Below are 21768 nucleotides of genomic sequence, written 5' to 3' on the forward strand. Positions count from 1 at the left end.
CCTTACGTCAACTCGTCCTCGTCTTCGTGATCGTGCTTATGCTTATGCTTGTGTTTGTGCTTATGTTTTTCCGGGGGAGCTGAATAGCTCGGGATCGGTTCCAGCACTCCGTACTGCTCCTTGAACGGCTTATGCTCCAGCGGCGGCCACGGGATGTCGGCCAGCGAAAGCTCGGTGTCGGGCACGCGATCGAGGAAGTCGCGCAGCACCGTCAGGCGGCCGACCGGCTGGTCGTTGAAATCGACCAGGGTCCATGGCGCATAATCATTGTGGGTCGCGGCAAGCATCCGCTCGCGCGCCTGGGTGTAGTCATCGTAATGCGCGCGCGCCTTGATATCGATCGGCGACAGCTTCCACCGCTTCATCGGATTGTTCAGCCGGTTTTCGAACCGTTGCTCCTGCACCGCCTGGTCGCAGCACAGCCAATATTTGAACAGCAGGATGCCGTCATCGGCGAGGTGGCGCTCGAACTCCGGGGCGGCGTTGAGGAAATCCTGCGTCTGGTCGGGCGTGCAAAAGCCCATCACCCGCTCCACCCCGGCGCGATTGTACCAGCTGCGGTCGAACAGGACGATCTCGCCTTCGGCCGGCAAATGCTCGACGTAGCGCTGGAAATACCATTGCGTCCGTTCACGCTCGTTGGGACTCGGTAGCGCCACGACCCGGCATTGGCGCGGGTTGAGCACTCGGCGGAACATCTCGATCGAGCCGCCCTTGCCGGCCGTGTCGCGGCCCTCGAACAGGATCACGACGCGCTGGTTGGTCTCGGCGACCCAGCGCGCGAGGGCACTCAGCTCCCGCGCCATCGGCTTCAGGAGCTCGCTATAGTCCTTGTCGCTGAGCTTGCTTGGTCCGCTCATCGGGCGCCCCTCCGAACGGCGACGAATGTGGCACGGGCGGAGGATGATTGGAACTCCCCCGCCTCTGAACGATAATCACGGCGTGAAGAGGCTCCTCGATCCCGCCTTGCGCGTCCTGCTCACCGGCGTTCACGGGCTGCTGAAGATGAGTTGGCGGCTACGCCGGCCGCGCACGTTCGGCGCCCACGCGCTCGCGCTTACGCCGGACCGCAAGGCGATCCTCGTCAAGCTGCGCTATGCGCCCGGCTGGCGGCTTCCCGGCGGCGGCCGAGGCGAGGACGAGCACCCGCGCGAAGCGGTGCTGCGCGAGCTTCGCGAGGAAATCGGCATGACCGGCCACGGCGCGGTTCGGCTCGCCGCCGAGCTTAACGAAGACACGGACTTCAAGCGCGACCTCGCCTTCCTGTTCATCGTCGAAGACGTCGCTTACCGCCCCTCGCGCTGGTCGTGGGAGATCGAGCGCATCGTCGAGGCGTCCCTCGATGAGCTGCCGAGCGACCTGTCGCCACGCACCGCCGGCTGGCTGCGCGCGATCCGCACGAAGCTTTAGCAAGCGGCGCCGCGGCGGAGCGTGGAATGCCCGCGTGAATCGAGCTATGACCACAGCCCTCAGTTGGAACGCACGGGGGCTAGTCCGATGGATTTCGATACCGCCATTCTGCTCGCGATTCCCGGAAGCTTCCTGCTGTTTCTCGGCCTCGAAGCGGCATTCCCGTCAAAGCGCGAAATGCCGGCCATTCGCCACTGGCGCCTGATCGGGCTCGCCGGGCTTGCCGTGACCCTCCTCGTCTACGTCTTCGCACCGCTGCTGATCGTGCCTTACCTGCCGCCGATGGCGATCTTCGACCTTCAGGGCTGGGGGAATTGGGCGGCGATCCCGCTGTGGATGCTGACCACGTTCCTCGCTTACTGGGCGCACCGCACCATGCATTATTTCGACCTGCTGTGGCGCATGGGGCATCAGCTTCATCACGGCGTCGCGCGGGTCGACGTCAGCTCGGCGATGATCTTTCACCCGTTCGATGCGCTGGTCCAGGGCGTGCTCTGCGGCCTGCTTGCCGCGGGTCTCCTGCATTCGACCGCTCATGCCGCAGCCTGGGCCGGACTGTGGGGCTTCTCGGTTGGCGTCTACCAGCATTGGAACGTCCGCACGCCGGCGTGGACGGGCTGGATCATCCAGCGGCCCGAAGCGCATATGCTCCATCACGAACGCGACGTGCACGCCCGCAACTTCGGCGACATGCCGATCTGGGACCGGCTGTTCGGCACCTATGGCGCGCCGGTCGACCGTCCGGTGAAACTGGGCTTCGAGCCCGAACGGTCGCGGCGCTGGCTGGCGATGCTGGCGATGGTCGACGTCAACCGAACTGACCAGGTCGACGGACGCATCCGCCTCTAGCTAGCTCGCGGTCACGTCTTTCACATTGTCGTCGCTGTTGCGGTCGACATAGAAATTGTACGGGTCGATGCCCGCGAACGCCGGCTTCAGCTTGCTGTGGACCGTGATCTTCTGGACCCCGCTCCTGACCGGTTCGCGGCCCATGACGATCACGTCCTTGGCCGAGAACGCGCCGAGCCCCGGCCGAGCCGTGAACAGCCCGACCTCGATTGGTTCGCTGAGGCGGACCTTGGTCTCTTCGCCCTTGCCGCGGGCGTAATATTTGTCCGCGGCGATGGTCAGCGTGGTGGTCCAGCCATCGCCGTCCTTGCGCGTCGAGGCGTCGGTGACCTTGAGGTCATACAGGGTGATCTTCTCGAACAGATCGGTGATCAGCTGCTGCTGTTCCGGGGTCTTCGCTTCCTTGCGGAACTCGTCGATCAGATCGACCGACCGCTCGTAAGGCGCGCCCTTGAACCGGAAACGATCGAGGAACCGCGCCAGCGCACGGTTCACCGCATCTTCGCCCAGCCGCTCCTGCAGCAGGTACATGACCAGTGCGCCTTTGCGATAGTGGACGTAGGCCTGGTTCTCCACGCGCTCTAGCGGGACTTCCTCAACTGCTTCGCCTTGGCGCCCCTGCAAATAGTTATCGAGCTCATATTTCAGGAAACGGCGGATCTTGTCCGGTCCGTACATGTGCTTCATCACCATGAGGGCAGAATATTGGGCCAGCGTCTCGCTGGTCATCGTTCCGCCCTGCATGTCGGCGCCGATGACCTGGTGCGCCCAATATTGATGCGCCATCTCATGGGCGATGACATAAGTCGTGAAATCGATTTTATCCGGGTCATCGGTGTTGGCGTTGAAGCCGATTGATTCCGAATAGGGCATGGTTCCGGCGAAGGCCTGCGCGAAACTGTTGTAGCCGGGGAATTCGACGATCCGCGCATATTTGAACTGATAAGGCCCGAAGTGCGCCCGGTAATAATCAAGTGCCGCAGCCATTGCGTTCAGCATCTTGGGCACGTTCCAGTCGTGGCCCTTATGGTAATAGACCGACAGCTGGAGCCCGTTGTGATTCCGCGTCGCGACCTGGTAATCGGCCGACTGGATCGAGAAGAAGTTGAGGATGGGCGCACCGCTAATGAAGTGCGCGGTCCGGCGTTCGCCATTCGTAACGTCGGATACGCGGTTGCCAGGCGCGATCGGCGTCTGGTCGGCGTCGGTGGTCAGCGTAATGTCGGAGGTCGTCCAGTCGCTGCCGATATAGTTGCGAGCGGTCGCCGAAAGGTCCTCGAGTTTCGCCGGCCGCAACTCGGGCGCCAGTCCCTGCCGCCGCCGCTTGGCGCGATCGCTGAGCAGGTCCTGCTCGTTCATGCCGATCACCGGCGCGAATTGGAAATTGTTCGCAAAGGTTCCGTTCTCGATGATGTCCGTGTCCGGCGCACCCGCCTTAAAACCGCGGTGCCAGATTTGCGACGCAAAGGTCAGCGTGGCCTTGGCCCCCGGGGCCAGCGGCGTGTCGAACCGGTAAATCCGATACCCGAACTTCTTGTCGTCGGCGACCAGCCGGGCTCCGCTCAGATCGAGCCGACTGTACACCGCATCGAGATCGGTCTGCCGGACGTGCACGTCGCGGATGGGAGCGCTCGTGCGGTTGATGAGGTCATAGCGGCCGAGCGCGACCAGCCGCCGCTCCTTCGGATACAGCTGCACGTTGAGCACGACGTGCGCGATCGACGGTTGCGGCAGCTTCTCGTACTTGAGGTACTTGCGCTCATAGTCCGCCTGAAACTTCTCGAGCTCGTCCGACGTCTGGTAGCGGTTGAACTGCTTGACGTTGTGAAAGGCGTAGGCGCCGGTCGCCACCATCGCGACCGCGGCGATGCCGGCAAATGCAAGCGGCGTCGCCGTGGCGTAGCGGCCCATCTTCCGAAGGCGCACGCCAAGGCCGAGATCGGTCCCGCGCGGCCACAGCAGATGTGCAAGGACGGCCAGGACGACGGCGAAGCAGAGCCAATAAAAGCGGAAGACCGCGGCTCCCCACCAGAAACTGCCTGCGCCGACAAAGTCGCTCAGCGGCACGGCAGTCGAGCGTCCGTAATTATACAGCGGGTTGCCGTAGCCCATGTTGGCCAGGAAGATGCCGGCAACGAACCACACGAACAGGATGCCCCAGCCGACATATTTGTTGGGGCTCAGGACCTGGACGAACACGGCGAGGATCGCGGTCAGAAGCCCGCTGACCGCGGCCGGAAGAATGAACCAGGCAAAATATTCCGGAAGCCCGAGTGTCCGCGCGCCCTCAATCAGCTGATAGACGATACCGGCGAGCGCTGCGGCTAGATTGACGACCAGCAGCACGACGAAGATGGCGATCATCTTCGGCACGGTCATAACCCAGCTCGGGACGGCAGTGGAATCGATGATCTCGTTGAGCTTACGGTCGCGCTCTCGCCAGACCAGCTCACCGCCATAGAAGGCGGCGATCATCAGGAGGAAGATGGTCGAGCCACCTTCGACGCCGGTGATGGTCGCAGATAATGTCGGGTGGTCCGACGTTCCGTAGAGGGATGGTGAAATCGACAGCGTCAATCCGGTGAAGGCCATCGCCAGAAGCGTGATGACGATCAGTCCCGGGCTCGTCAGAACCTGGCGGAGCTCGATCCGAATCCGGGCCATGAACTGGATCCAGCGCGATGGCCGAGCTGTGGCGGCAACAACCCGCTCACCGTGGAGCGCTGGAGCAACTGCCGCTTTTTTCTCTGCGCGTGCCTGACGCTTCGCCAGCTTGCGCAACCGACGCTTCGAAGGCGCTCGCTCGGTCATCGAGAAACGCCACACGGTGAAAGCCAGGAACAACAGTCCGAGCAGGACGCAGAAGGCGCGGTTGAACAGCAAGGTGCCGCTGAGGTCGATCAGCCGGGCGTTCAGCTCGCTCTGCGTCCAATAGCGCGTGGCCTCGCCAAGCGCGCCGGTGCCAAGCGGCTCCCAGCTGGCGAGCGCCTCGCGGTATTCGATCTTCGGGAAAAGAATGCTGGTGGTAATGAGATAGCCCATCACCAGAACGACCGCGCCGATGTAGGCGGCCATCATCGATCGCAGCAGTGTAGCCAGCGCGAACAGCACCGCGCACATGAGGAAGATGTTCGGGATCGCGAAGACCAGGAATGGCCAGGTGTAATAGGAAAGAAACTGCGGCCCGATCGTCTCGGGGTCGACCCACGGCATAAGCGAGCCGCAGTACATCCCGAGCGGTATCGTCAGATATCCGAGCCATGCAACGATGAGCCCGCCGACAAAGCGTCCGATCAGAATCTGTGAATTGGTGACCGCGGTGGCCCGGACGATTGGCGCGAAGCCACTGGTCTCGTCGCGCACGATCGCATTCGCCACGAACGCGGTAACGACGAACAGGTAGAAGAGAGAAAAGACTGCCGTCGTTACGGCAATCGCGTTCGGTGCATTCTCATGGACTCCGCCCGGCGTGCCCACGCTTACGTTTTGGCTTGCTGTGAGCCCGAAGCCCATCAGGAAGAAGATCGCAATCGAAACCCAGAACACCGGATTGCGGAGCTGATAGCGGATCTCGAATGCGGTGATTCCAAGCAGCATGGGTCGGGTCTCCGCTCAGGCCGCGCGGCGAAGCGTCGACAGGGTCGAGAAATAGACGTCCTCGAGCCCGCCCTCGACCTGCTCGAAGCCGCTCGGCTGCGTGTCGGAAAGGACGTGAACGATGGTCTGGCCGGCGAACATGCGGGTGGAGATCACTTCGTGGCTCTCCTGATATTTCTCGAGCTCGGAATGATCGATCGTCTTCTTCCACACCTTGCCGCGGGTCGACGCGATGAGGTCGGCGGGCTTGCCCTGCAATTGCAGGCGCCCGTTCGCCAGCACCGCCATCAGCGGGCACAAATCAGCGACGTCGTCGACGATGTGGGTCGACAGGATCACCACGACGTTGTCGCCGATCCCGGCGAGCAGGTTGAGGAAGCGGTTCCGCTCCTCGGGGTCGAGGCCCGCGGTCGGCTCATCGACGATGATCAGCTCGGGGTTGCCGATCAGCGCCTGGGCGATCCCGAAGCGCTGCCGCATGCCGCCGGAAAAGCCGGTGATCGCCTTGTCACGCACCGCCCACAAATTGGTCTGGTTGAGCAAGGTCTCGACGACGCTCTTGCGCTCGCCCTTGCCGGTGATGCCCTTGAGCACCGCCATCTGGTCGAGCATCGAATACGCCGAGACGCGCGGATAGACGCCGAAATCCTGCGGCAGATAGCCGAGCGTCTTGCGCAGCGTTTCGGGCTCCGCGAGCACGTCGATATCGCCGAACTTGATCGTCCCCGACGTCGGCTCCTGCAATGTCGCCACGGTCCGCATCAGGGTCGATTTGCCGGCGCCGTTCGGCCCCAGCAGCCCGAACATCCCGCGCGGGATCGAAAGGTCGACGTCGGCAAGCGCGACGGTGCCATTGGCATAAGTGTGCGAAAGGTTCGCGATTTCCAGCATGAAGTCCCCCGGCCTCTTGGGTCCAATTGGCGAAGGGGTTAGCGGGCGCCCGGAAACCCGGCAATCGACCGTTCGACGAGCGGATGAAATTGCCGTTGGTCGGCCCGTCAGGCCCCTTCGACGATGAACATGTCGGTCGCGGCATTGTCGGTCCGCGCTGGGAGGATCCGCTGGTAGTCGGCGCTGTCATAGAAGACCCGCGCCGCCTCGACCGACGGGAATTCGATGACCACGAAGCGCTCGATGTCCTCCGCGCCCTCGAGCGGATGCACCGTCCCGCCACGGACGAGGAACCGCCCCCCATGGGCTTCGACGATCGACTGTGTCCGGCTGCGATACTCATCGTAGCCGAGCGGATTGTGAACGTGGATCGACGCGACGAGATAAGCGGCCATGCAACTTCCCTTTCACCCGGACGCCGCGGAATAAGCTATTGCGCGGCGCGATGCACCGCCTGTTCGTCGCCATCCGTCCGCCCGAAGCGATCCGCGACCTCTTGATCGACGCGATGGATGACAGCGCGGACTTCCGCTGGCAGGACGACGAGCAGCTGCACCTGACGCTGCGATTCGTCGGCGAGGTTGAGCGCCCGATCGCAGAGGATCTTGCCGCGGCGCTCGCCGCGATCCGGTCCGCCCCCTTCGAGATCCGAATCCACGGCACCGGCCGCTTCGAGCAGCGCAGCTCCGGCGCTCTGTGGGCGGGCGTCGAGCCGAAGCCGCCGCTCGTCGCGCTGGCCGCCAAGGTCGAGCGCGCGTGCCAGTCGGCCGGCCTCGAGCCCGAGCGCCGCGCCCTCCATCTGCACATCACGCTAGCACGGTGGAAAGGTCGCCGCAGCCGCGAGCTCACCGGCTTCCTCGACCGCACCCGCGGCCTCGGGTCGGAGCCGTTCGAGGTCGACCGTTTCGCTTTGTTCGAAAGCCGGCTCTCGCGCCATGGCGCGCATTACGAAGAGGTCGCGAGCTACACGCTATCTTGATTGACCGCTGCGCGAAGTCAGTGGTGAAATCCGCCGAATTGGTCATCTGGCGTCATTCAAAAGTGGATATTGGTTTGGGGCAAGCTGCGGACGAGTCAGTCCCTGTCCTCCATCGGAGACGTAATCCATGCACCGTCAACTGACCTGGTTCTCCCGAGCCGAGCGAGCTGCGACCATGATCTTCGCCGCACTTGCTCTAAGCAGCCTCGCGACCGACACGAGCGCCGCCCGGACGGACCCCACCATCGGCGGCGTCGTGATTCCACAGACACCCCTGGCGTTGAAGGCTGCTCAATTCGCGAAGCTTCATTCGCCTGAGTTCCTGTTCAACCATTCGATGCGGACCTACATTTACGGCGCGCTCGGAATGAAGGCTCACAATGTCCCGTTCGATGCCGAGACGGCGTTCGTCGCGGCGGCCTTGCATGACCTCGGCTTAATGCCCGGCTCCGCCTCGGCCCAGGGGTCGTTCGAGGTCGACGGCGCCAATCTCGCCGAAAAATTCGTGAAGGATAATGGCGGCTCCGAGCAGCAGGCGCGAACGGTGTGGAATGCGATCGCGATGCACGACGTCGGCCGGGCCTTTCAGTCGCATCAATCGGGCAATGCACTGCTCGTCGGCTATGGCGCCGGGACCGATGTCGACGGACCGGACCCCAAGGTCGTCACCCCTGAAATCGTTGCGCAAACGCTCCGCGCCTTTCCCCGCGCCGGCTTCAAGACCGGATTTACCGCGCTCGCGGTCGACCATTGCAAGCGCAAGCCCACCTCGCAATTCGGCTGGCTCGACGGGCTGTGCCGGGAAGTTGCGCCCAACGTCGATCGCGGGTCGGTCCGCGACGAGATCCAGAGCGCACCTTATGCGGACTAGTACGCTCACGGCGGCACTGGTTCTGGCGGGGGCCGCGCCGCACTCAATCTCTGCCGCGGAAGCGCCCGCAGACCTGGTCCGCGTCGGCGATGCCGCGATGAACGGCGCCGCCCTCCAGCCCTACGACAATCTGTGGCGTGTCACGGTCCGCCGCAACGATGGAAGCTCCGAGGACCTTGGCCTGTCGAGCGATCACGTTCGAATCCGGACGATTGATGGCAAGCCCTATCTGACGCGGGTGGAAGGTTCGACCAACGTCAACAGCAAGTCCCGTCCGCTCTCGAGCAGCTTCGACATGACGTTCAACGTGTTCGACCGCCAAACCATGGCGCCGATCCACAGCGAGGCATATGCGTCCGACGGATCGTACGTGATCCGCGATTTTTCAGGCCGGCACGTTGTCACGGTCACCGCCGGCGAACGCCCGGCCCCTGCCCAGCGAACCGAGATGGATGCCGATCAACCGGTGTACGACTTCCACGGCGGCATGACCGGCCTGCTCCTGGCCGCGCTTCCATTGCGGGCGGGCTATACCGCAACGCTTCCAGGGATGGGCGACACCGCGTCCGACCTCAATCTCATCCGCGTCGTCGGCCGCGAGCGGATCGATGCCGGCCGCCGCGGCAGGTTCGATTGCTGGGCCGTTGAGATCGGCGCTGCCCCGAGCCGGTCGACCTACTGGATCAGCAAGCAGTCGCCCTATGTCATTCGCGCAGCGGTGAAGTCGCCGCGAGGCACTGCTTACTGGATCATGGCCGATTAGCGAGCAGGTTCCGCACCGCCCTAGCGGCGCTCGGCGGCGGAGCGCCGCATCTCGGCCGCACCCCGCCGCATCTCGGCTGCGCCACGAACCATCTCGTCGGCGCCTTTCTCCATTTCCGGGATGGCATCGATCAATTCGCGGTCGGTGACGTGGCGGCCGCGCGCCGCCTCTTCGGCGATTTTGCGCTGGCGGTAGGCCGGATCGCGCAACTTGTTCGCTTCGTCGCGCATCCCCTGCGCACCGCGCAGCATGCCGTCCGCGCCGCGTTCCATGCCGTCGGCGCCGCTCCGCATCGACTCCGAGGCGCGCCGCATCGACACTTCGACGCCGCGCCGCATCCGCTCCGCCGCGCGCTCCATGTCGTGCGACGCTTCTTCGATCTCGCGATCCTCCGCGTTCGCCGCCGGCGCGATGGCCATCGCGATGGCAACGGGCGAAGCCATCGGCGCGATCGGAGCGATCGCCGGAAAGGCGGGCACCTTCATCGGGACGAATGGCGCAAAGTGAGCGATCGGCGCGCCATGCGGCGTCCTGATCGCGGGCATGGTCGGCGGGACTGCAATCGGCGCCCTTGGCGCAGTCCGCGCGGCTGTCGGCGTGGCGATCGCAATTTCAGAAACCGCCGCGGCAATTTTCGGGACCACGGAAATCCTCGGCGGCGCCTCAATTCGCGGCACGATGGTCAGCGCCGCGACGGGAGTCGCGAGACCGATCGCCGCCAGGCTCGCAACCGCCCTCCAGCCCGGGGCCTGCCCGCCGCGGTCCTGCAGCACACGGAGGATGCGCCGGCTCAGCGGCCCCGCGGCCATGCTGTTGGCGGCGGCGGCAAAGCCGCGCGGCGGCGCCGCGATCTTGACCAGCGTTTCCGCATAGCGCGCTGGCTCGATCGTCCGCACCGCTTCGGCGTCCGCCGCCTGCTCCGCTTCGTGAAGCAAGGCGCGTTCGAGCAGCCACACCAGCGGATTGATCCAGAACAGCGCGACGACGATGCGCGCGAACAGCAAGCTGGCCCAATCGCGACGCCGGAAATGGGCGATCTCATGGGCAATGACCGCATCCGCATTGCCGGGATCGGCGAGAACGTCGGGGCTGAGCAGGATCGTCGGGTGACGCCAGCCCCAGCTCATCGGCGCGCTCGTTCGCGGGCTGACCAGCAGCCGCACGTGGGTCGCCCCGGCCCGGCGAAGCGCGCTCGTCCATGCCGGCGTATCGACCGCGGCGGCAGTGGTCGCCCAGCGCCGCAAGGTTAGCACGCCCGCGGCGAGGCGCAGCAGGATCGCCGCGGCACCAACCAGCCACAGGATGCCTATCAGCTGATTGACGGAAATCACAGGCGCCGGGACGGGTTGCGGCGGCGACATTGCCGACAGCGGCTCCTGGGCCGTGGCAAAGGAAGCCAACATCTGCGGAGTCGCAGGGTCGGTGGCCGTGCCAATGGTCATTTCCAGCGGCGGCAGCAACAGCGACAGGGCCGGCAGCGCCGCCACGAACGCCAGGCCGATCAGGATCAGGCGCGATCGCTGCGCCGGGGAATGTCCTCGCGCGGTTTGCAGCAGCAACCATACTCCGGCGCTGATCGCGGCCGATTTCCAGGCCATCTCGAACAGGAAATGCGCGGTCATCACTTGCGCTCCTTCGCTGCGTCGATCGCGCGTTGCAGCGCTTCGACTTCGTTATCCGTCAGCTTCTTCGACATGCCGAGCAGCGCCGTCGCGGCGCTCGCCGGCGAGCCCTCGAAGAAGGTCTCGATGAATTTGTTCAACGCGCTCCGGCGCACCTTCGCGGGCTGCGGCACGGTGCTGTAAATGTAGGTTTGATCGTCGGCGCGATGCGTAACCAGCCCACGGGCCTCGAGCCGCGACAGCATCGTGCGCACGGCCGAATAGGATGGCGGATCGGCGAGCCTGGCGCGGATTTCGGCGGCGGACGCTTCACGCACGCTGCACAGGATTTCGAACAACTCGCGCTCGCGGCGCGGAAGCTTGTCGATCATCCGGCGACTCTCCTGCTACATTTGTAGCATGCCACACTTGTAGCAGGATGCAAGCCATTTTCTCTTGCCTGGCCGACAAAAGAAAACGGGGCGATCGCTCGCCCCGTTCCCCTCCTAACCGCTACCAGAGCCGGACGCGCTTTTCCGGCGGGATGTAGAATTTGGAATCCGGCCCGATGTTGAAGGCCTTGTACCAGGCGTCCATGTTGCGGACCGCGCCGATCACCCGCCAGCGATCGGGCGGATGGGGGTTGCTCGCGACCTGCGCCTTGACCGCATCGGGCCGCTGGTTCGCGCGCCACACCTGGCCGAAGCCGAGGAAGAAGCGCTGGTCGCCGGTCAGGCCGTCGATCACCGGCGCTTCCTTGCCGTTGAGCGCCATCTTGTAGGCGTCATAGGCGACCTCGAGGCCCGACATGTCGCCGATATTCTCGCCCATGGTGAGGTCGCCGTTGACGAACACGCCCGGCGCCGCCTCGAACGCCGAATATTGCTTGCCGAGCTCGGTGGTGAGCGCCTTAAAGCGGTTGGCGTCAGCGGCGGTCCACCAATCCCGGATCGCTCCCGTCTGGTCGATCTTGCGCCCCTGGTCGTCGAACCCGTGCATAATCTCATGCCCGATGCCCGAGCCGATCGCGCCATAATTGACGGCGAGGTCGGCGCTCGGATCGAAGAACGGCGCCTGCAGGATGCCGGCCGGGAACACGATCTTGTTCTCCTGCCCGCCATTGTACGCATTCACCGTCGCCGGGCTCAGTGCCCATTTCTGGCGGTCGACCGGTTGGCCGAGCTGGCTCAGCTGATACTGCCATTCGAAGACGTTGCTGCGCTTGACGTTGCCGTAGAGGTCGTCCGCCTTCATCGCGAGCTTCGAATAATCCCGGAACTTGCTGGGATAGCCGACCATCACGTCCATCTTGCCCAGCTTGACGAGCGCGGCCTCCTTGGTCGCGTCGCTCATCCAGCTGTTGGCCTTGATGTGGAGCGCGGCGGCCTTCTTCAAATTGCCGACGAGGTCTTCCATCATCGCCTTCGACGTGGGCGAGAAGTAGCGCTCGATATAGGTCTTGCCGAGCAGCTCGCCGAGGCGGCCGTCGACCTGGTCGATGCCGCGGCGCCACCGGGGCCGCAGCTGCGACACGCCGGACAGGACCTTGGTGAACTCGAAGCGGTTGTCGACGAAGCGCTTCGACAGATAGTTGGACGCCTGGTGCGTGACGTTGAAGCGCTCCCACGCCTTGAGCGTGTCGAGCGGCGTCGCGGCGAACAACGCCGCCTTCGCCTTCACCGCGCTATTGTCGCCGACGATGAGCTTGTCGGTGTGGATGCCCGAAGCCGCGAAATAGCTCGGCCAGTCGAAGCCCGGCGCATAGGCGGCGAGCTCGGCCATGGTCATCGGATTGTTGTTCTTGTCGATGTCGCGCAGGTCCGCGATCGGCCAGGTCAGCTTGGCCACCTCGGTCTCGAACGCGAGGATGGCGTCGGCCTGCTTCGCGGCGTCGGCCGCGCCCGCCATGGTGAGCGCGCGCTCGACATAGGCGCGATAGGCGTCGCGCTCCTTCTTGTACTTGTCGTCGAGATAATAGTCGCGGTTCGGCAGGCCGAGCCCGCCCGATCCAAGATATAGTGTGTTGAGGTTCGGGTTCACCGAATCCGGGCCGACGCCGGCGCCGAACAGGCTCGCTCCGAAATCGGCCGAGGCCTCGCCCATGAACCGGGTCAAGTCGGCCTTGTCCTTGATCGCCTCGACGCGGGCGAGGTCGGCTTTCAGCGGAGCGTCGTCGACCTGCTCGAGCCGCGGTTCGTCGAGGTAGCTCGCATAAAGCGCGCCGAGCTGGCCGTCCTTCGCGGCGCCGACGATGATGTCCTTCAGTCGGTCCTGGTTGCTGTTGTAGGTGTCGAAGAAGGTGCCGTTGCTCGACTGGTCGGCCGGGATCGGATGGGCGTCGAGCCACTCGCCGCTGGTGTAGCGCTGGAAGTCGTCGCCGGGCTTCACCGCGGTGTCGCGCGCCGACAGGTCGACCCCCCATTTGCCGAAGCTGACGACGGTAGGCGCCGCTCCGCTCGCGCCTTGCGCGATCGCCGCCCCCGCCAGCACCGTCGATGCCGCAAGCAGCACCGCCGCCGCCCGAACGAATCTGATCCCCGAACTCTGAGCCATGAAAAATCCCCGCCAATGCAATGAGATGAGCCGTGTGGCGCGCCACGGTTAAGCGCTCCAGCCGGGATCGACAAGCGTCCCCCGCCCATCGACGAACACTGGCAAATTCGCCGCTCCGCACCCATATGCGCAAAGCCGCGTTGACCGGGTGCGGCGCTCCACGCTAGACTAGAACATAAACGGAACGAAGCCGACCCGATGCTGACCCATATTTCTGTCAGAGGTGCCCGCGAGCACAACCTCAAGGGGATCGACGTCGATATCCCGCGCGAGAGCCTGACGGTCATCACCGGCCTGTCGGGCTCGGGCAAGTCGTCCCTCGCCTTCGACACCATCTATGCGGAGGGGCAGCGGCGCTACGTCGAGAGCCTCAGCGCCTATGCGCGCCAGTTCCTCGAGATGATGCAGAAGCCCGACGTCGAACATATCGACGGCCTCTCGCCCGCCATCTCGATCGAGCAGAAGACCACGTCGCGCAACCCGCGCTCGACGGTCGCCACCGTCACCGAGATCTACGATTACATGCGCTTGCTGTGGGCGCGCGTCGGCGTCCCTTACTCGCCCGCGACCGGGCTGCCGATCGAGGCGCAGCAGGTCAGCCAGATGGTCGACCGCGTGATGGCGCTGCCCGAAGGCAGCCGCCACTACCTGCTCGCCCCCGTCGTGCGCGGCCGCAAGGGCGAGTACCGCAAGGAGCTCGCCGAGTGGCAGAAGGCGGGCTTCCAGCGAGTCCGCATCGACGGCGTCTTCTATGCGATCGAGGAAGCCCCCGCGCTCGACAAGAAATACAAACATGACATCGAGGTGGTGGTCGACCGCATCGTCGTCCGCGAAGGGATCGAAGCCCGCCTCGCCGACAGCTTCGAGCAGGCGCTCAAGCTCGCCGAGGGGCTTGCCTACCTGGACCCCGCAGACGCGCCAACTCCCTCCCCCTCGATGGGGGAGGGTCGGGGTCGGGGTGGGGGTGACGGTGGAGACAGCCGCGCCTTTTCCGGAGACGTCACCCCGCCCCCAACCCCTCCCCATCAAGGGGAGGGGAGCCAGTTCAAGCTCGACTACGCACCCCCCGGCCGCATCCTCTTCTCGGAGAAATTCGCCTGCCCGGTCTCGGGCTTCACCATCGCCGAGATCGAGCCGCGCCTGTTCAGCTTCAACGCCCCGCAGGGCGCCTGCCCGGCGTGCGACGGCCTCGGCGAGAAGCTGGTGTTCGACGAAGATCTCGTCGTCCCCAACCACAACCTCTCGATCGCCAAGGGCGCGGTCGTCCCCTGGGCCAAGTCGCAGCCGCCCAGCCCTTATTACATGCAGGTGCTCAGCTCACTCGCCCGCGCCTATGATTTCGATCTCCATGTGCCGTGGAAGGACCTCCCCGAGGAAGCGCAGCGCGTGATCCTCCACGGCACCGCCGGCCGCCCGGTCACCCTCCGCTTCATCGACGGCCGCCGCAGCTACGAGGTCAACAAGCCGTTCGAGGGCGTCATCGGCAATTTGAACCGCCGCATGCTGTCGACCGAGAGCGCGTGGACTCGCGAGGAGCTGTCGCGCTACCAGGGCAGCCGCCCGTGCGAGGTGTGTCACGGCGCCCGCCTCCGCCCCGAGGCGCTGGCGGTGAAGATCGCGGGCGAGGACATCTCGCTCTCCAGCCGCCGCAGCGTCGCCGACGCGCTCGCCTGGTTCGCCGCGCTCCACACCAAGCTCACCGAGACCCAGAACGCGATCGCCGGGGTGATCCTCAAGGAGATCAACGAGCGTCTCGGCTTCCTCCACAATGTCGGCCTCGACTATCTCCACCTCGACCGCACCAGCGGCACCCTCTCGGGCGGCGAGAGCCAGCGCATTCGCCTCGCCAGCCAGATCGGCAGCGGCCTGTCGGGCGTCCTCTATGTCCTCGACGAGCCCTCGATCGGCCTCCACCAGAAGGACAACGACCGCCTCCTCGAGACCCTCAAGCGCCTGCGCGGCCTCGGCAACACCGTGCTGGTGGTCGAGCATGACGAGGAGGCGATCCGCACCGCCGACCATGTCATCGACATGGGCCCGGGCGCCGGCGTCCACGGCGGCGAGATCGTGTGCGAAGGCTCGCTTGCCGACCTCCTCGCGTGCGAAGGCAGCCTCACCGCGGACTACCTCTCCGGCCGCCGCGAGATCCCGCTCCTCGCCACCCGCCGCAAGGGCAGCGGAAAATTCGTCACGGTCCACGGCGCCACCGCCAACAACCTCGACAACGTCACCGTCAAGTTCCCGCTCGGCACGTTCACCTGCGTCACCGGGGTCAGCGGCAGCGGCAAGTCGAGCCTGACCATCGACACGCTCTACGCCGGCGCCGCCCGCGCGCTTAACGGCGCCCGCATCGTCTGCGGCCCGTGCGAGCGCATCACCGGCCTCGAGCAACTCGACAAGGTGATCGACATCGACCAGTCGCCGATCGGCCGCACGCCCCGCTCCAACCCCGCGACCTACACCGGCGCCTTCACCCAGATCCGCGACTGGTTCGCCGGCCTGCCCGAGAGCAAGGCGCGCGGCTACAAGCCCGGCCGCTTCTCCTTCAACGTCAAGGGCGGGCGGTGCGAGGCGTGCCAGGGCGACGGCCTGATCAAGATCGAGATGCACTTCCTGCCCGACGTCTACGTCACCTGCGACGTGTGCCACGGCGCGCGCTACAACCGCGAGACGCTCGAGGTGAAGTTCAAGGGCCACTCGATCGCCGACGTGCTCGACATGAACGTCGAGGAGGCGGCCGAGCTGTTCAAGGCGGTCCCCGCAATCCGCGACAAGATGCGCATGCTGCAGGAGGTGGGCTTAGGCTACATCAAGGTCGGCCAGTCCGCGACCACGCTCAGCGGCGGCGAGGCGCAGCGCGTCAAGCTCTCCAAGGAGCTGTCGCGCAGAGCCACCGGCAACACCCTCTACATCCTCGACGAGCCGACCACCGGCCTCCACTTCGAGGACGTCCGCAAGCTCCTCGAAGTGCTCCACGCGCTGGTCGAGCAGGGCAACACCGTGGTCGTGATCGAGCACAACCTCGACGTCATCAAAACCGCCGACTGGGTGATCGACCTCGGCCCCGGCGGCGGAGTCAACGGCGGCAAGATCATCGCCGAAGGCCCGCCCGAGAAAATCGCGGAAACCGCGGTCTCGGCGACGGGGCAGTATCTGCGGCCGATTCTGGAGCGGGCGAGCGTCAAGCCGAAGGTGGTGGAGACGAAGCCGGTGCGGGTGAAGCGCTCGCGCAGGGTTGCGGTCGACGAGAACGAACCGGACTTGATTCCGGCGAAGTAGGTTACGCGTCACCCGCTTGCATTGCCTATCGTTTCATCCAACAACAATGCCGCTCGGCTCGGGGTGAATGGGGAGAGCCGCACGTATGGCTGAGAGACCGCTGAAGTTGCGCGCCAAGACGCTGCGCCCTCACAAGGCGCGGGTCAGTGCGCAATTCGAGATTCGTAATGTCCTCGCCAACGATCCTTTCGTGTACGTCGACCTATGGTTGCGACGAAATCATCAGGAGGACGCGAGGTTCTTCTGGAAGCAGGCCGGCGCATTTTACAAGAGCGCTGAAACTCTTCCTTTGGAGGCAAAACCGCTTCTCCTATATTATTGTTTCATGAACGCAGTGAAAGCACTGCTGTCAGCAAAGTCTATACCCTTCAACCAACACCACGGCGTCGGCCAGGGAGATACGCTAGGTAAGTTTGTACTTAGCAACTATGGAATTGAGATACGGAACGCTGGCATTCTCCCCTCACTCTCCGGTTATTATAACGAGACAGAACCGAGTACTCGGCACAGCTTAGAAGACATTTTTTATAATCTTGTTCACATTCATCGAACTTACTGTCTCACGTATCCGCGGCGACGCGACCTTTTTCTTCCGCTGCGTGACGCCATGTTTGTCCGTGACAATGTCACAGGCAATACTAGGGTTCGTGCAGTCGTCGGCAGCGACGTAGACTGGCCGAGCTATCGTCGCGCCATGCCCGGAAATTTCACCCATTACTTGGAGGGCGCTGACCGGGTGGTCGAGTCCATCTCGACGGCGACTCTTTCGATCGCTGCAGTTCCCACCGCCGCAGACCTCACTCAAGTGGCCCACCTAAACCAAACGATTCGGGAGAGGGTGAAATACATCCGAGGCTCGCAGTCTCTGTGGTACCTCAAAACTGATAGCCCCAGCAGTATCGCGAGGGAGCAGCTCACACTAACCTTGGCAGCGATGCACCGTCTGAGTGAGTTGACCCGATATCAACCGAAACAGCTGACATCGCTGCTAGATGGACAGAGAAACTGGTTGCTTACCGAATTTATTGAGATGTCGCCCGCGCAGTTCATGGATGAGATCGCTGCCGAAATTACGGGCCACCAAATTCTAGTTCCGAATGTTCGCATCCCGGCCTGACTGTGAAGATATATCTTGCCTGCAGTCTAACGCATTTGCCCCAACAACATTTTGGAAGATATGTGTCCTACCTACACGCGTTGGCCGCGTCGCTCAGGGGCATCGGTGGCGTTGAGGCTGTCAAGTACGCGTTATTGGACAGCGATCCGCAGCTCAAGGAGCGCCCTCCTGAACGACGGGCCGAGCTTTGCTACGCGTGGGATCGGCAGATGATTGAGGACGCCGACCTCGTTGTTGCCGATGCAAGCTTCCCATCCACTGGAATGGGTGTCGAGCTTCAAATCGCCGAAGGGGCCGGCAAGCCGATAATCATGTTAGTCGGTGATTACGGGGATAATCGGGTACCTTCTCGCGAATACGAAAACCCCGACCATTCGCGACATCATTTACAAGTTGGTGAGGGCGTTGTTTCCCTCATGGCCTTAGGTGTCCCCACGATTTCACAGGTGATTCAATACGCTTGCGAGGTGGAAGCCATTCAAAAAGCTAGCGAAGCCGTCGCCCTCTTCGTTCGACCCAGTTAGGGTTACTTAGCTCGTAAACGAAAATAGCCCGCGATCTCTCGCGGGCTATTCCCTTGGTCCACCCTTGGAAACCTCTCCCGCCGAGGCGGGCTGTTGTCCGATGTACAAGGGGGCGAACTGCGACAGCTCTCGCAGAGCGCTGGACCTCAACTCATTGCCCGGTTCCTTCGACGTAGAACGAACCAACCACGTTCGGCATCGCCGCCTTCGGGTTATTTTGCCACGCGAACACGACCTCGACTGCGATCCCAGTTGCCGACGCGATGACGTACGTCTGACGCCATGCGCCGTTCGCGTCCTGGCCCTGCACCGAGAGGCCCGCCTCATCGATATACGTGAACCCGTTGTCGAGCCGACGGCCCGCTTGACGATTGGTCGTGATTAGATCGAGCAGGTCCTCAGTCGAAACACCGCGAGCAGCAGCCCGGCGGATGACCGCAAACCAAATCGAGTTCCAATACGCGTCGCTGTAAGGCAACGCGATACCGTCCACCTTGGCACTACGCGGCTTCGTGTGCGTCAGACTTGGCGGAGCAGCCGGGTTGAACGATCGCGGGGCATCGTTGCCGACGACTGCGAGCGCTCCGGTCGACGGCTCTTCATCCCCTTGCTCCAACGCCCTCACCGCACGCTCGATCACAGTCACTGGAGTGTCGATGAACGGCACCGCGTGCTTCTGCAATTTCGCGAACAAATCGTCCGGCAATTCAACTGAATATGGCATCTCAACCTCGCTTCTGACGCTCACGTACCGAGTCGCTGTAAGGCTGTCAAGTCTATAAGTCTACAACCATTACGGCCGCAAGCTCGCATTCATGCAGGATGCCACAAAGCTTATCCCGGTATAGCATACGATGACGAACACGATCCATTGCGTTCACTGCCCGTTGGTGTATTACAACACTAACTCGGTCGGAGCAGGGGATGATCGACATGACGCAGCAGCGCCTCGCGCGGATCGCCGGGCTGTTCTACGCGCTCAACTTCGTCCTCGGCATTCTCTCGCTGGTCCGGTTGAAGGCGGGCGATCAGGCCGCGTCCGACCAGATGATGCTGTTCGCGGCGATCGATTATGCAATCGTGGTGATCCTTCTCGGCCGGCTGTTCGAGCCTGCCGGGCGGGCGCTGTCCTGGGCCGTGGCCGCAGTCGGCCTCACCGGTTGCGCGCTGTCCGCCGCGGCTGCGCTCCATGTCTTTGCAGCGCCGGTCAATCCGCTCGCCATATTCGGCGTCTATTGCCTCGGCGTCGGAAGCTTGATCGTTCGGTCCCGCCTGATGCCGTCCGTGATCGGCGTGCTGCTCATGCTCGGCGGCTTGAGCTGGATGACCTACGCCTCGCCCGCCCTCGCGCACCGTCTCGTGCCGTACAGCATGGCACCCGGAGCGATCGCCGAGCTGATTTTCACCCTCTGGCTGCTGATCTTCGGCGTTCGGGCGCCCTCATCGCTGTCAGCCCCTAGTACCGCCTGATCCACCAATTCGGGCGGAGGTCACTGCCTCTCGAACACCAGCACCTGCGAGAATTTCTCGCCCTTCCGGTTGGTACCGTCATCAGTGATAGTCATGACCTTCCCGTCGGGCGAAACCTTGCGAATGGCGATGCCGACGACCTTGCCGCCGCGCTTTTCCTCCGACTTCACGGTCAGCGCATCGACCCTGACCGCGTTCAGCGTGTCGTAGTTCGCCGACCCCTTCATCGGATAGTCCTTGCCGTCGGTCTTGGACTCGAAGCGCACGCGCATCGGCTCGCCGTGGCCGCCGACGCCCACCCAATCCACGATCACGCCACCGCCCGGCGCGAGCCGGTAGGTCCGTGTCTGGCTCCGCCAGCCCGGCCCCGGAGTGAAGGTCGATTTCGCAACGTTCAGCTTCCACGTGCCGATTATGGGATTGCCCGGCGCACCCGCCCGCGCGCCCGACAGCGCGAGCCCCGCAACCAAACCGAACGACAGCAAGCGTAACCCCATCACGCCCTTCCTCCTCGCGTCAATGCGGCTGCACCTGAACCACCATCGGCGCAGGCGCACCGCCAACCTGCATCGGCGCTAGGGCGGCCACCGGCATCGCCAACGGCACATCTTCGTCGACAAAGCCCTTCACGACTGAGCCCATCGGCACCCGCGCACTCGTGCCGGTCATGAAGAAGCCCGCTGGCAAGAACACGATCCCGGAAACGAGCGCCGCTCCAACTCCACCGGCGACGCCCTTGTCGTCGAACGCTCCGCTGAGGCGGATCTGTCGTCCGTTCACGGTCACGTACAAAAGTCGCGCGGCCAAATGGCCCGATTTGCCCCACATGCCCTTGTTGCGGGCGTCGGTGATCTCACCCATCGCCGGGCTGCCGACCGGAATCACGTTCACGCCCTGGACCATCACAGCTTCGGACGTCTCGAGATGGAACCGGTCGCCGACGCGCAGCTTCTTGCCCTTGGTCGTGAGCTCTTCGCTGAGCCTCAGCGGAACCACCGTTCCGACCCGCAGGATCGCGTTCACCATCACCGGAGCCGCGATCGGCGGAGCGGGCAAGGCAGGCGCCGGTGCAACGATCAGCCCCTGTTCCTGCTTGGCTTGTTGGCTGTTGAGCGGCACCCATTGCGGAGCCGCCGCCGCAGCTGCGGCGACTAGGATACTCACGAACATAACTCACACTCCCCCGTTTCGACTCGCCCCCCGAGCACGAGCGTCGACGATAGACTGCCCCGCCCCGTTAAATTTGCAAAGGGCGATAGAGGGTTAACGTAAGACGGCAGGCTTCAACCCCGATTGCCATTGGCCGGAAACCCCGCCAGCATGCTCCTCAATCTGCGGGGGGAAGTATGTCGTATCGGAACGATGAAGAGGGTTATGACTCGGGTGGCGCCAAGAGGTCATTTTGGTACTGGCCGGCGCTTGACACATTAGATGACTCTTACTCTGTCGCCCGCAAATCATTCGGTGGATGGGTGTTGGCCGGGATGATCGTTTTAGGAGCGGTGGTCACCTATTTCACCGGCCTGAGTACGCGTGATCTCGCAACTCCTGAAACCGATCCGATGGGTGCGTTGATAGGCGAGTTCGTCGAGCTTCTGTTCGTCCTGTTCGCCTCTTATCGGATCATGATCGGACGCGGCTGGATCGTCTCGTGGTTCCTGCTCGCAATCTTTGCCGCCGAAGCGGTCATGAAGGTTCTCGGGGGGCATTCATTCGGCTGGATTATCTTCTACCTGGCGGTCGGATCGTCCATCCTCGCCGGCGCCCGCGCCTGCTGGGACATCCGGTCACGCCTCAAATTCGGCGAATCCGTCGCGACAGTTTTTGAGTAGGGACGCGTCAGCACCTTTTCGCGATATCCTCG

General features: G+C 63.8%; 20 protein-coding genes. 10 read left to right on the plus strand and 10 right to left on the minus strand.

Annotation, left to right across the window (positions count from 1 at the left end):
- Positions 1-2: 2 nt before the first annotated feature.
- Positions 3-860, minus strand: coding sequence for a polyphosphate kinase 2 (ppk2, locus tag N539_RS15385; RefSeq protein WP_081774192.1), 858 nt, complete (start codon positions 858-860; stop codon positions 3-5).
- Between the two features lie 82 nt (positions 861-942).
- Between ppk2 and N539_RS15390 the strand changes: the two genes are divergently transcribed.
- Complete coding sequence (locus N539_RS15390) at positions 943-1410, plus strand: NUDIX domain-containing protein (protein ID WP_051531356.1); 468 nt, start codon at positions 943-945, stop codon at positions 1408-1410.
- Positions 1411-1497: 87 nt separating this feature from the next.
- On the plus strand, positions 1498-2259 hold the full coding sequence (locus N539_RS17625; protein ID WP_051531357.1) for a sterol desaturase family protein: 762 nt from the start codon (positions 1498-1500) through the stop codon (positions 2257-2259).
- Here the strand turns inward: N539_RS17625 and N539_RS0104490 are convergent, their stop codons facing one another.
- From N539_RS0104490 to N539_RS0104500, 3 genes are all read right to left on the minus strand, one after another.
- Positions 2260-5856 carry a M1 family aminopeptidase gene (locus N539_RS0104490; protein WP_028969308.1) on the minus strand — a complete coding sequence of 1199 codons (3597 nt, stop codon included), beginning with the start codon at positions 5854-5856 and terminating at the stop codon, positions 2260-2262.
- A gap of 15 nt (positions 5857-5871) precedes the next feature.
- Positions 5872-6747 carry an ABC transporter ATP-binding protein gene (locus N539_RS0104495; RefSeq protein ID WP_028969309.1) on the minus strand — a complete coding sequence of 292 codons (876 nt, stop codon included), beginning with the start codon at positions 6745-6747 and terminating at the stop codon, positions 5872-5874.
- A 107-nt stretch (positions 6748-6854) separates the two neighbouring features.
- A complete protein-coding gene (locus N539_RS0104500; RefSeq protein ID WP_028969310.1) occupies positions 6855-7142 on the minus strand; it encodes a DUF1330 domain-containing protein in 288 nt (95 codons plus the stop codon).
- Between the two features lie 50 nt (positions 7143-7192).
- Between N539_RS0104500 and thpR the strand changes: the two genes are divergently transcribed.
- The 3 genes from thpR to N539_RS0104515 all read left to right on the plus strand — a co-directional run bounded on the left by thpR (position 7193) and on the right by N539_RS0104515 (position 9360).
- Positions 7193-7726, plus strand: a complete 534-nt coding sequence (gene thpR / locus N539_RS0104505) for an RNA 2',3'-cyclic phosphodiesterase (protein WP_028969311.1) — start codon at positions 7193-7195, stop codon at positions 7724-7726.
- A 127-nt stretch (positions 7727-7853) separates the two neighbouring features.
- Complete coding sequence (locus N539_RS15400) at positions 7854-8597, plus strand: HD domain-containing protein (RefSeq protein WP_081774194.1); 744 nt, start codon at positions 7854-7856, stop codon at positions 8595-8597.
- Positions 8587-9360, plus strand: coding sequence for a DUF3108 domain-containing protein (locus N539_RS0104515; protein WP_028969312.1), 774 nt, complete (start codon positions 8587-8589; stop codon positions 9358-9360). The genes N539_RS15400 and N539_RS0104515 overlap by 11 nt, the downstream gene beginning before the upstream one ends.
- 20 nt (positions 9361-9380) lie before the next feature.
- On the opposite strand, the gene N539_RS0104520 is transcribed toward N539_RS0104515, so the two are convergent.
- The 3 genes from N539_RS0104520 to N539_RS0104530 all read right to left on the minus strand — a co-directional run bounded on the left by N539_RS0104520 (position 9381) and on the right by N539_RS0104530 (position 13514).
- On the minus strand, positions 9381-10982 hold the full coding sequence (locus N539_RS0104520; RefSeq protein WP_028969313.1) for a M56 family metallopeptidase: 1602 nt from the start codon (positions 10980-10982) through the stop codon (positions 9381-9383).
- Entirely contained in the window at positions 10982-11353 is a 372-nt protein-coding gene (locus N539_RS0104525; protein ID WP_028969314.1) for a BlaI/MecI/CopY family transcriptional regulator, read from the minus strand. Before N539_RS0104525 ends, N539_RS0104520 begins: the two co-directional genes overlap by 1 nt.
- 121 nt (positions 11354-11474) lie before the next feature.
- Positions 11475-13514, minus strand: a complete 2040-nt coding sequence (locus N539_RS0104530) for a M13 family metallopeptidase (RefSeq protein WP_051531361.1) — start codon at positions 13512-13514, stop codon at positions 11475-11477.
- Positions 13515-13712: 198 nt separating this feature from the next.
- On the opposite strand from N539_RS0104530, the gene uvrA reads away from it, so the two are divergent.
- The 3 genes from uvrA (at position 13713) to N539_RS0104545 (ending at position 18434) form a co-directional block, all read left to right on the plus strand.
- Positions 13713-16793, plus strand: coding sequence for an excinuclease ABC subunit UvrA (uvrA, locus tag N539_RS15405; protein WP_081774195.1), 3081 nt, complete (start codon positions 13713-13715; stop codon positions 16791-16793).
- A gap of 85 nt (positions 16794-16878) precedes the next feature.
- Positions 16879-17910: a YaaC family protein gene (locus N539_RS0104540; protein WP_051531362.1), complete on the plus strand. Its 1032-nt coding sequence runs from the start codon at positions 16879-16881 to the stop codon at positions 17908-17910.
- Positions 17911-17912: 2 nt separating this feature from the next.
- The gene (locus N539_RS0104545) at positions 17913-18434 is read left to right on the plus strand and encodes a nucleoside 2-deoxyribosyltransferase (RefSeq protein WP_197018340.1); all 522 of its coding nucleotides are present in this window, start codon (positions 17913-17915) and stop codon (positions 18432-18434) included.
- A 151-nt stretch (positions 18435-18585) separates the two neighbouring features.
- Here the strand turns inward: N539_RS0104545 and N539_RS0104550 are convergent, their stop codons facing one another.
- Entirely contained in the window at positions 18586-19140 is a 555-nt protein-coding gene (locus N539_RS0104550; protein ID WP_156029755.1) for a T4SS efffector SepA family protein, read from the minus strand.
- A 218-nt stretch (positions 19141-19358) separates the two neighbouring features.
- On the opposite strand from N539_RS0104550, the gene N539_RS17630 reads away from it, so the two are divergent.
- A complete protein-coding gene (locus N539_RS17630) occupies positions 19359-19904 on the plus strand; it encodes a DUF4386 family protein (protein ID WP_028969319.1) in 546 nt (181 codons plus the stop codon).
- Between the two features lie 20 nt (positions 19905-19924).
- Here N539_RS17630 and N539_RS0104560 read toward each other — a convergent pair whose 3' ends face one another.
- Complete coding sequence (locus N539_RS0104560; RefSeq protein ID WP_156029756.1) at positions 19925-20401, minus strand: hypothetical protein; 477 nt, start codon at positions 20399-20401, stop codon at positions 19925-19927.
- A 19-nt stretch (positions 20402-20420) separates the two neighbouring features.
- On the minus strand, positions 20421-21074 hold the full coding sequence (locus N539_RS18105; RefSeq protein ID WP_081774198.1) for a hypothetical protein: 654 nt from the start codon (positions 21072-21074) through the stop codon (positions 20421-20423).
- A 305-nt stretch (positions 21075-21379) separates the two neighbouring features.
- On the opposite strand from N539_RS18105, the gene N539_RS0104570 reads away from it, so the two are divergent.
- Positions 21380-21736 (plus strand): hypothetical protein, encoded by a 357-nt coding sequence (locus N539_RS0104570; RefSeq protein ID WP_156029757.1) that lies wholly within the window; start codon positions 21380-21382, stop codon positions 21734-21736.
- The last annotated feature ends 32 nt before the right edge of the window (positions 21737-21768 follow it).

The organism is Sphingomonas sp. URHD0057 (assembly GCF_000620665.1).
Taxonomy (GTDB): domain Bacteria; phylum Pseudomonadota; class Alphaproteobacteria; order Sphingomonadales; family Sphingomonadaceae; genus Sphingomicrobium.

Bases quoted from the DNA above. Each gene is read 5' to 3' on its own strand.
- N539_RS0104530 (WP_051531361.1), bottom strand. From the start codon at position 13,514: ATGGCTCAGAGTTCGGGGATCAGATTCGTTCGGGCGGCGGCGGTGCTG.
- N539_RS17630 (WP_028969319.1), top strand. From the start codon at position 19,359: ATGATCGACATGACGCAGCAGCGCCTCGCGCGGATCGCCGGGCTGTTC.
- N539_RS0104500 (WP_028969310.1), bottom strand. From the start codon at position 7,142: ATGGCCGCTTATCTCGTCGCGTCGATCCACGTTCACAATCCGCTCGGC.
- N539_RS0104540 (WP_051531362.1), top strand. From the start codon at position 16,879: ATGGCTGAGAGACCGCTGAAGTTGCGCGCCAAGACGCTGCGCCCTCAC.
- N539_RS18105 (WP_081774198.1), bottom strand. From the start codon at position 21,074: ATGTTCGTGAGTATCCTAGTCGCCGCAGCTGCGGCGGCGGCTCCGCAA.
- N539_RS0104525 (WP_028969314.1), bottom strand. From the start codon at position 11,353: ATGATCGACAAGCTTCCGCGCCGCGAGCGCGAGTTGTTCGAAATCCTG.
- N539_RS0104490 (WP_028969308.1), bottom strand. From the start codon at position 5,856: ATGCTGCTTGGAATCACCGCATTCGAGATCCGCTATCAGCTCCGCAAT.
- N539_RS15400 (WP_081774194.1), top strand. From the start codon at position 7,854: ATGCACCGTCAACTGACCTGGTTCTCCCGAGCCGAGCGAGCTGCGACC.
- uvrA (WP_081774195.1), top strand. From the start codon at position 13,713: ATGCTGACCCATATTTCTGTCAGAGGTGCCCGCGAGCACAACCTCAAG.
- N539_RS0104495 (WP_028969309.1), bottom strand. From the start codon at position 6,747: ATGCTGGAAATCGCGAACCTTTCGCACACTTATGCCAATGGCACCGTC.
- ppk2 (WP_081774192.1), bottom strand. From the start codon at position 860: ATGAGCGGACCAAGCAAGCTCAGCGACAAGGACTATAGCGAGCTCCTG.
- N539_RS0104560 (WP_156029756.1), bottom strand. From the start codon at position 20,401: ATGGGGTTACGCTTGCTGTCGTTCGGTTTGGTTGCGGGGCTCGCGCTG.
- N539_RS17625 (WP_051531357.1), top strand. From the start codon at position 1,498: ATGGATTTCGATACCGCCATTCTGCTCGCGATTCCCGGAAGCTTCCTG.
- N539_RS0104520 (WP_028969313.1), bottom strand. From the start codon at position 10,982: ATGACCGCGCATTTCCTGTTCGAGATGGCCTGGAAATCGGCCGCGATC.
- N539_RS0104515 (WP_028969312.1), top strand. From the start codon at position 8,587: ATGCGGACTAGTACGCTCACGGCGGCACTGGTTCTGGCGGGGGCCGCG.
- thpR (WP_028969311.1), top strand. From the start codon at position 7,193: ATGCACCGCCTGTTCGTCGCCATCCGTCCGCCCGAAGCGATCCGCGAC.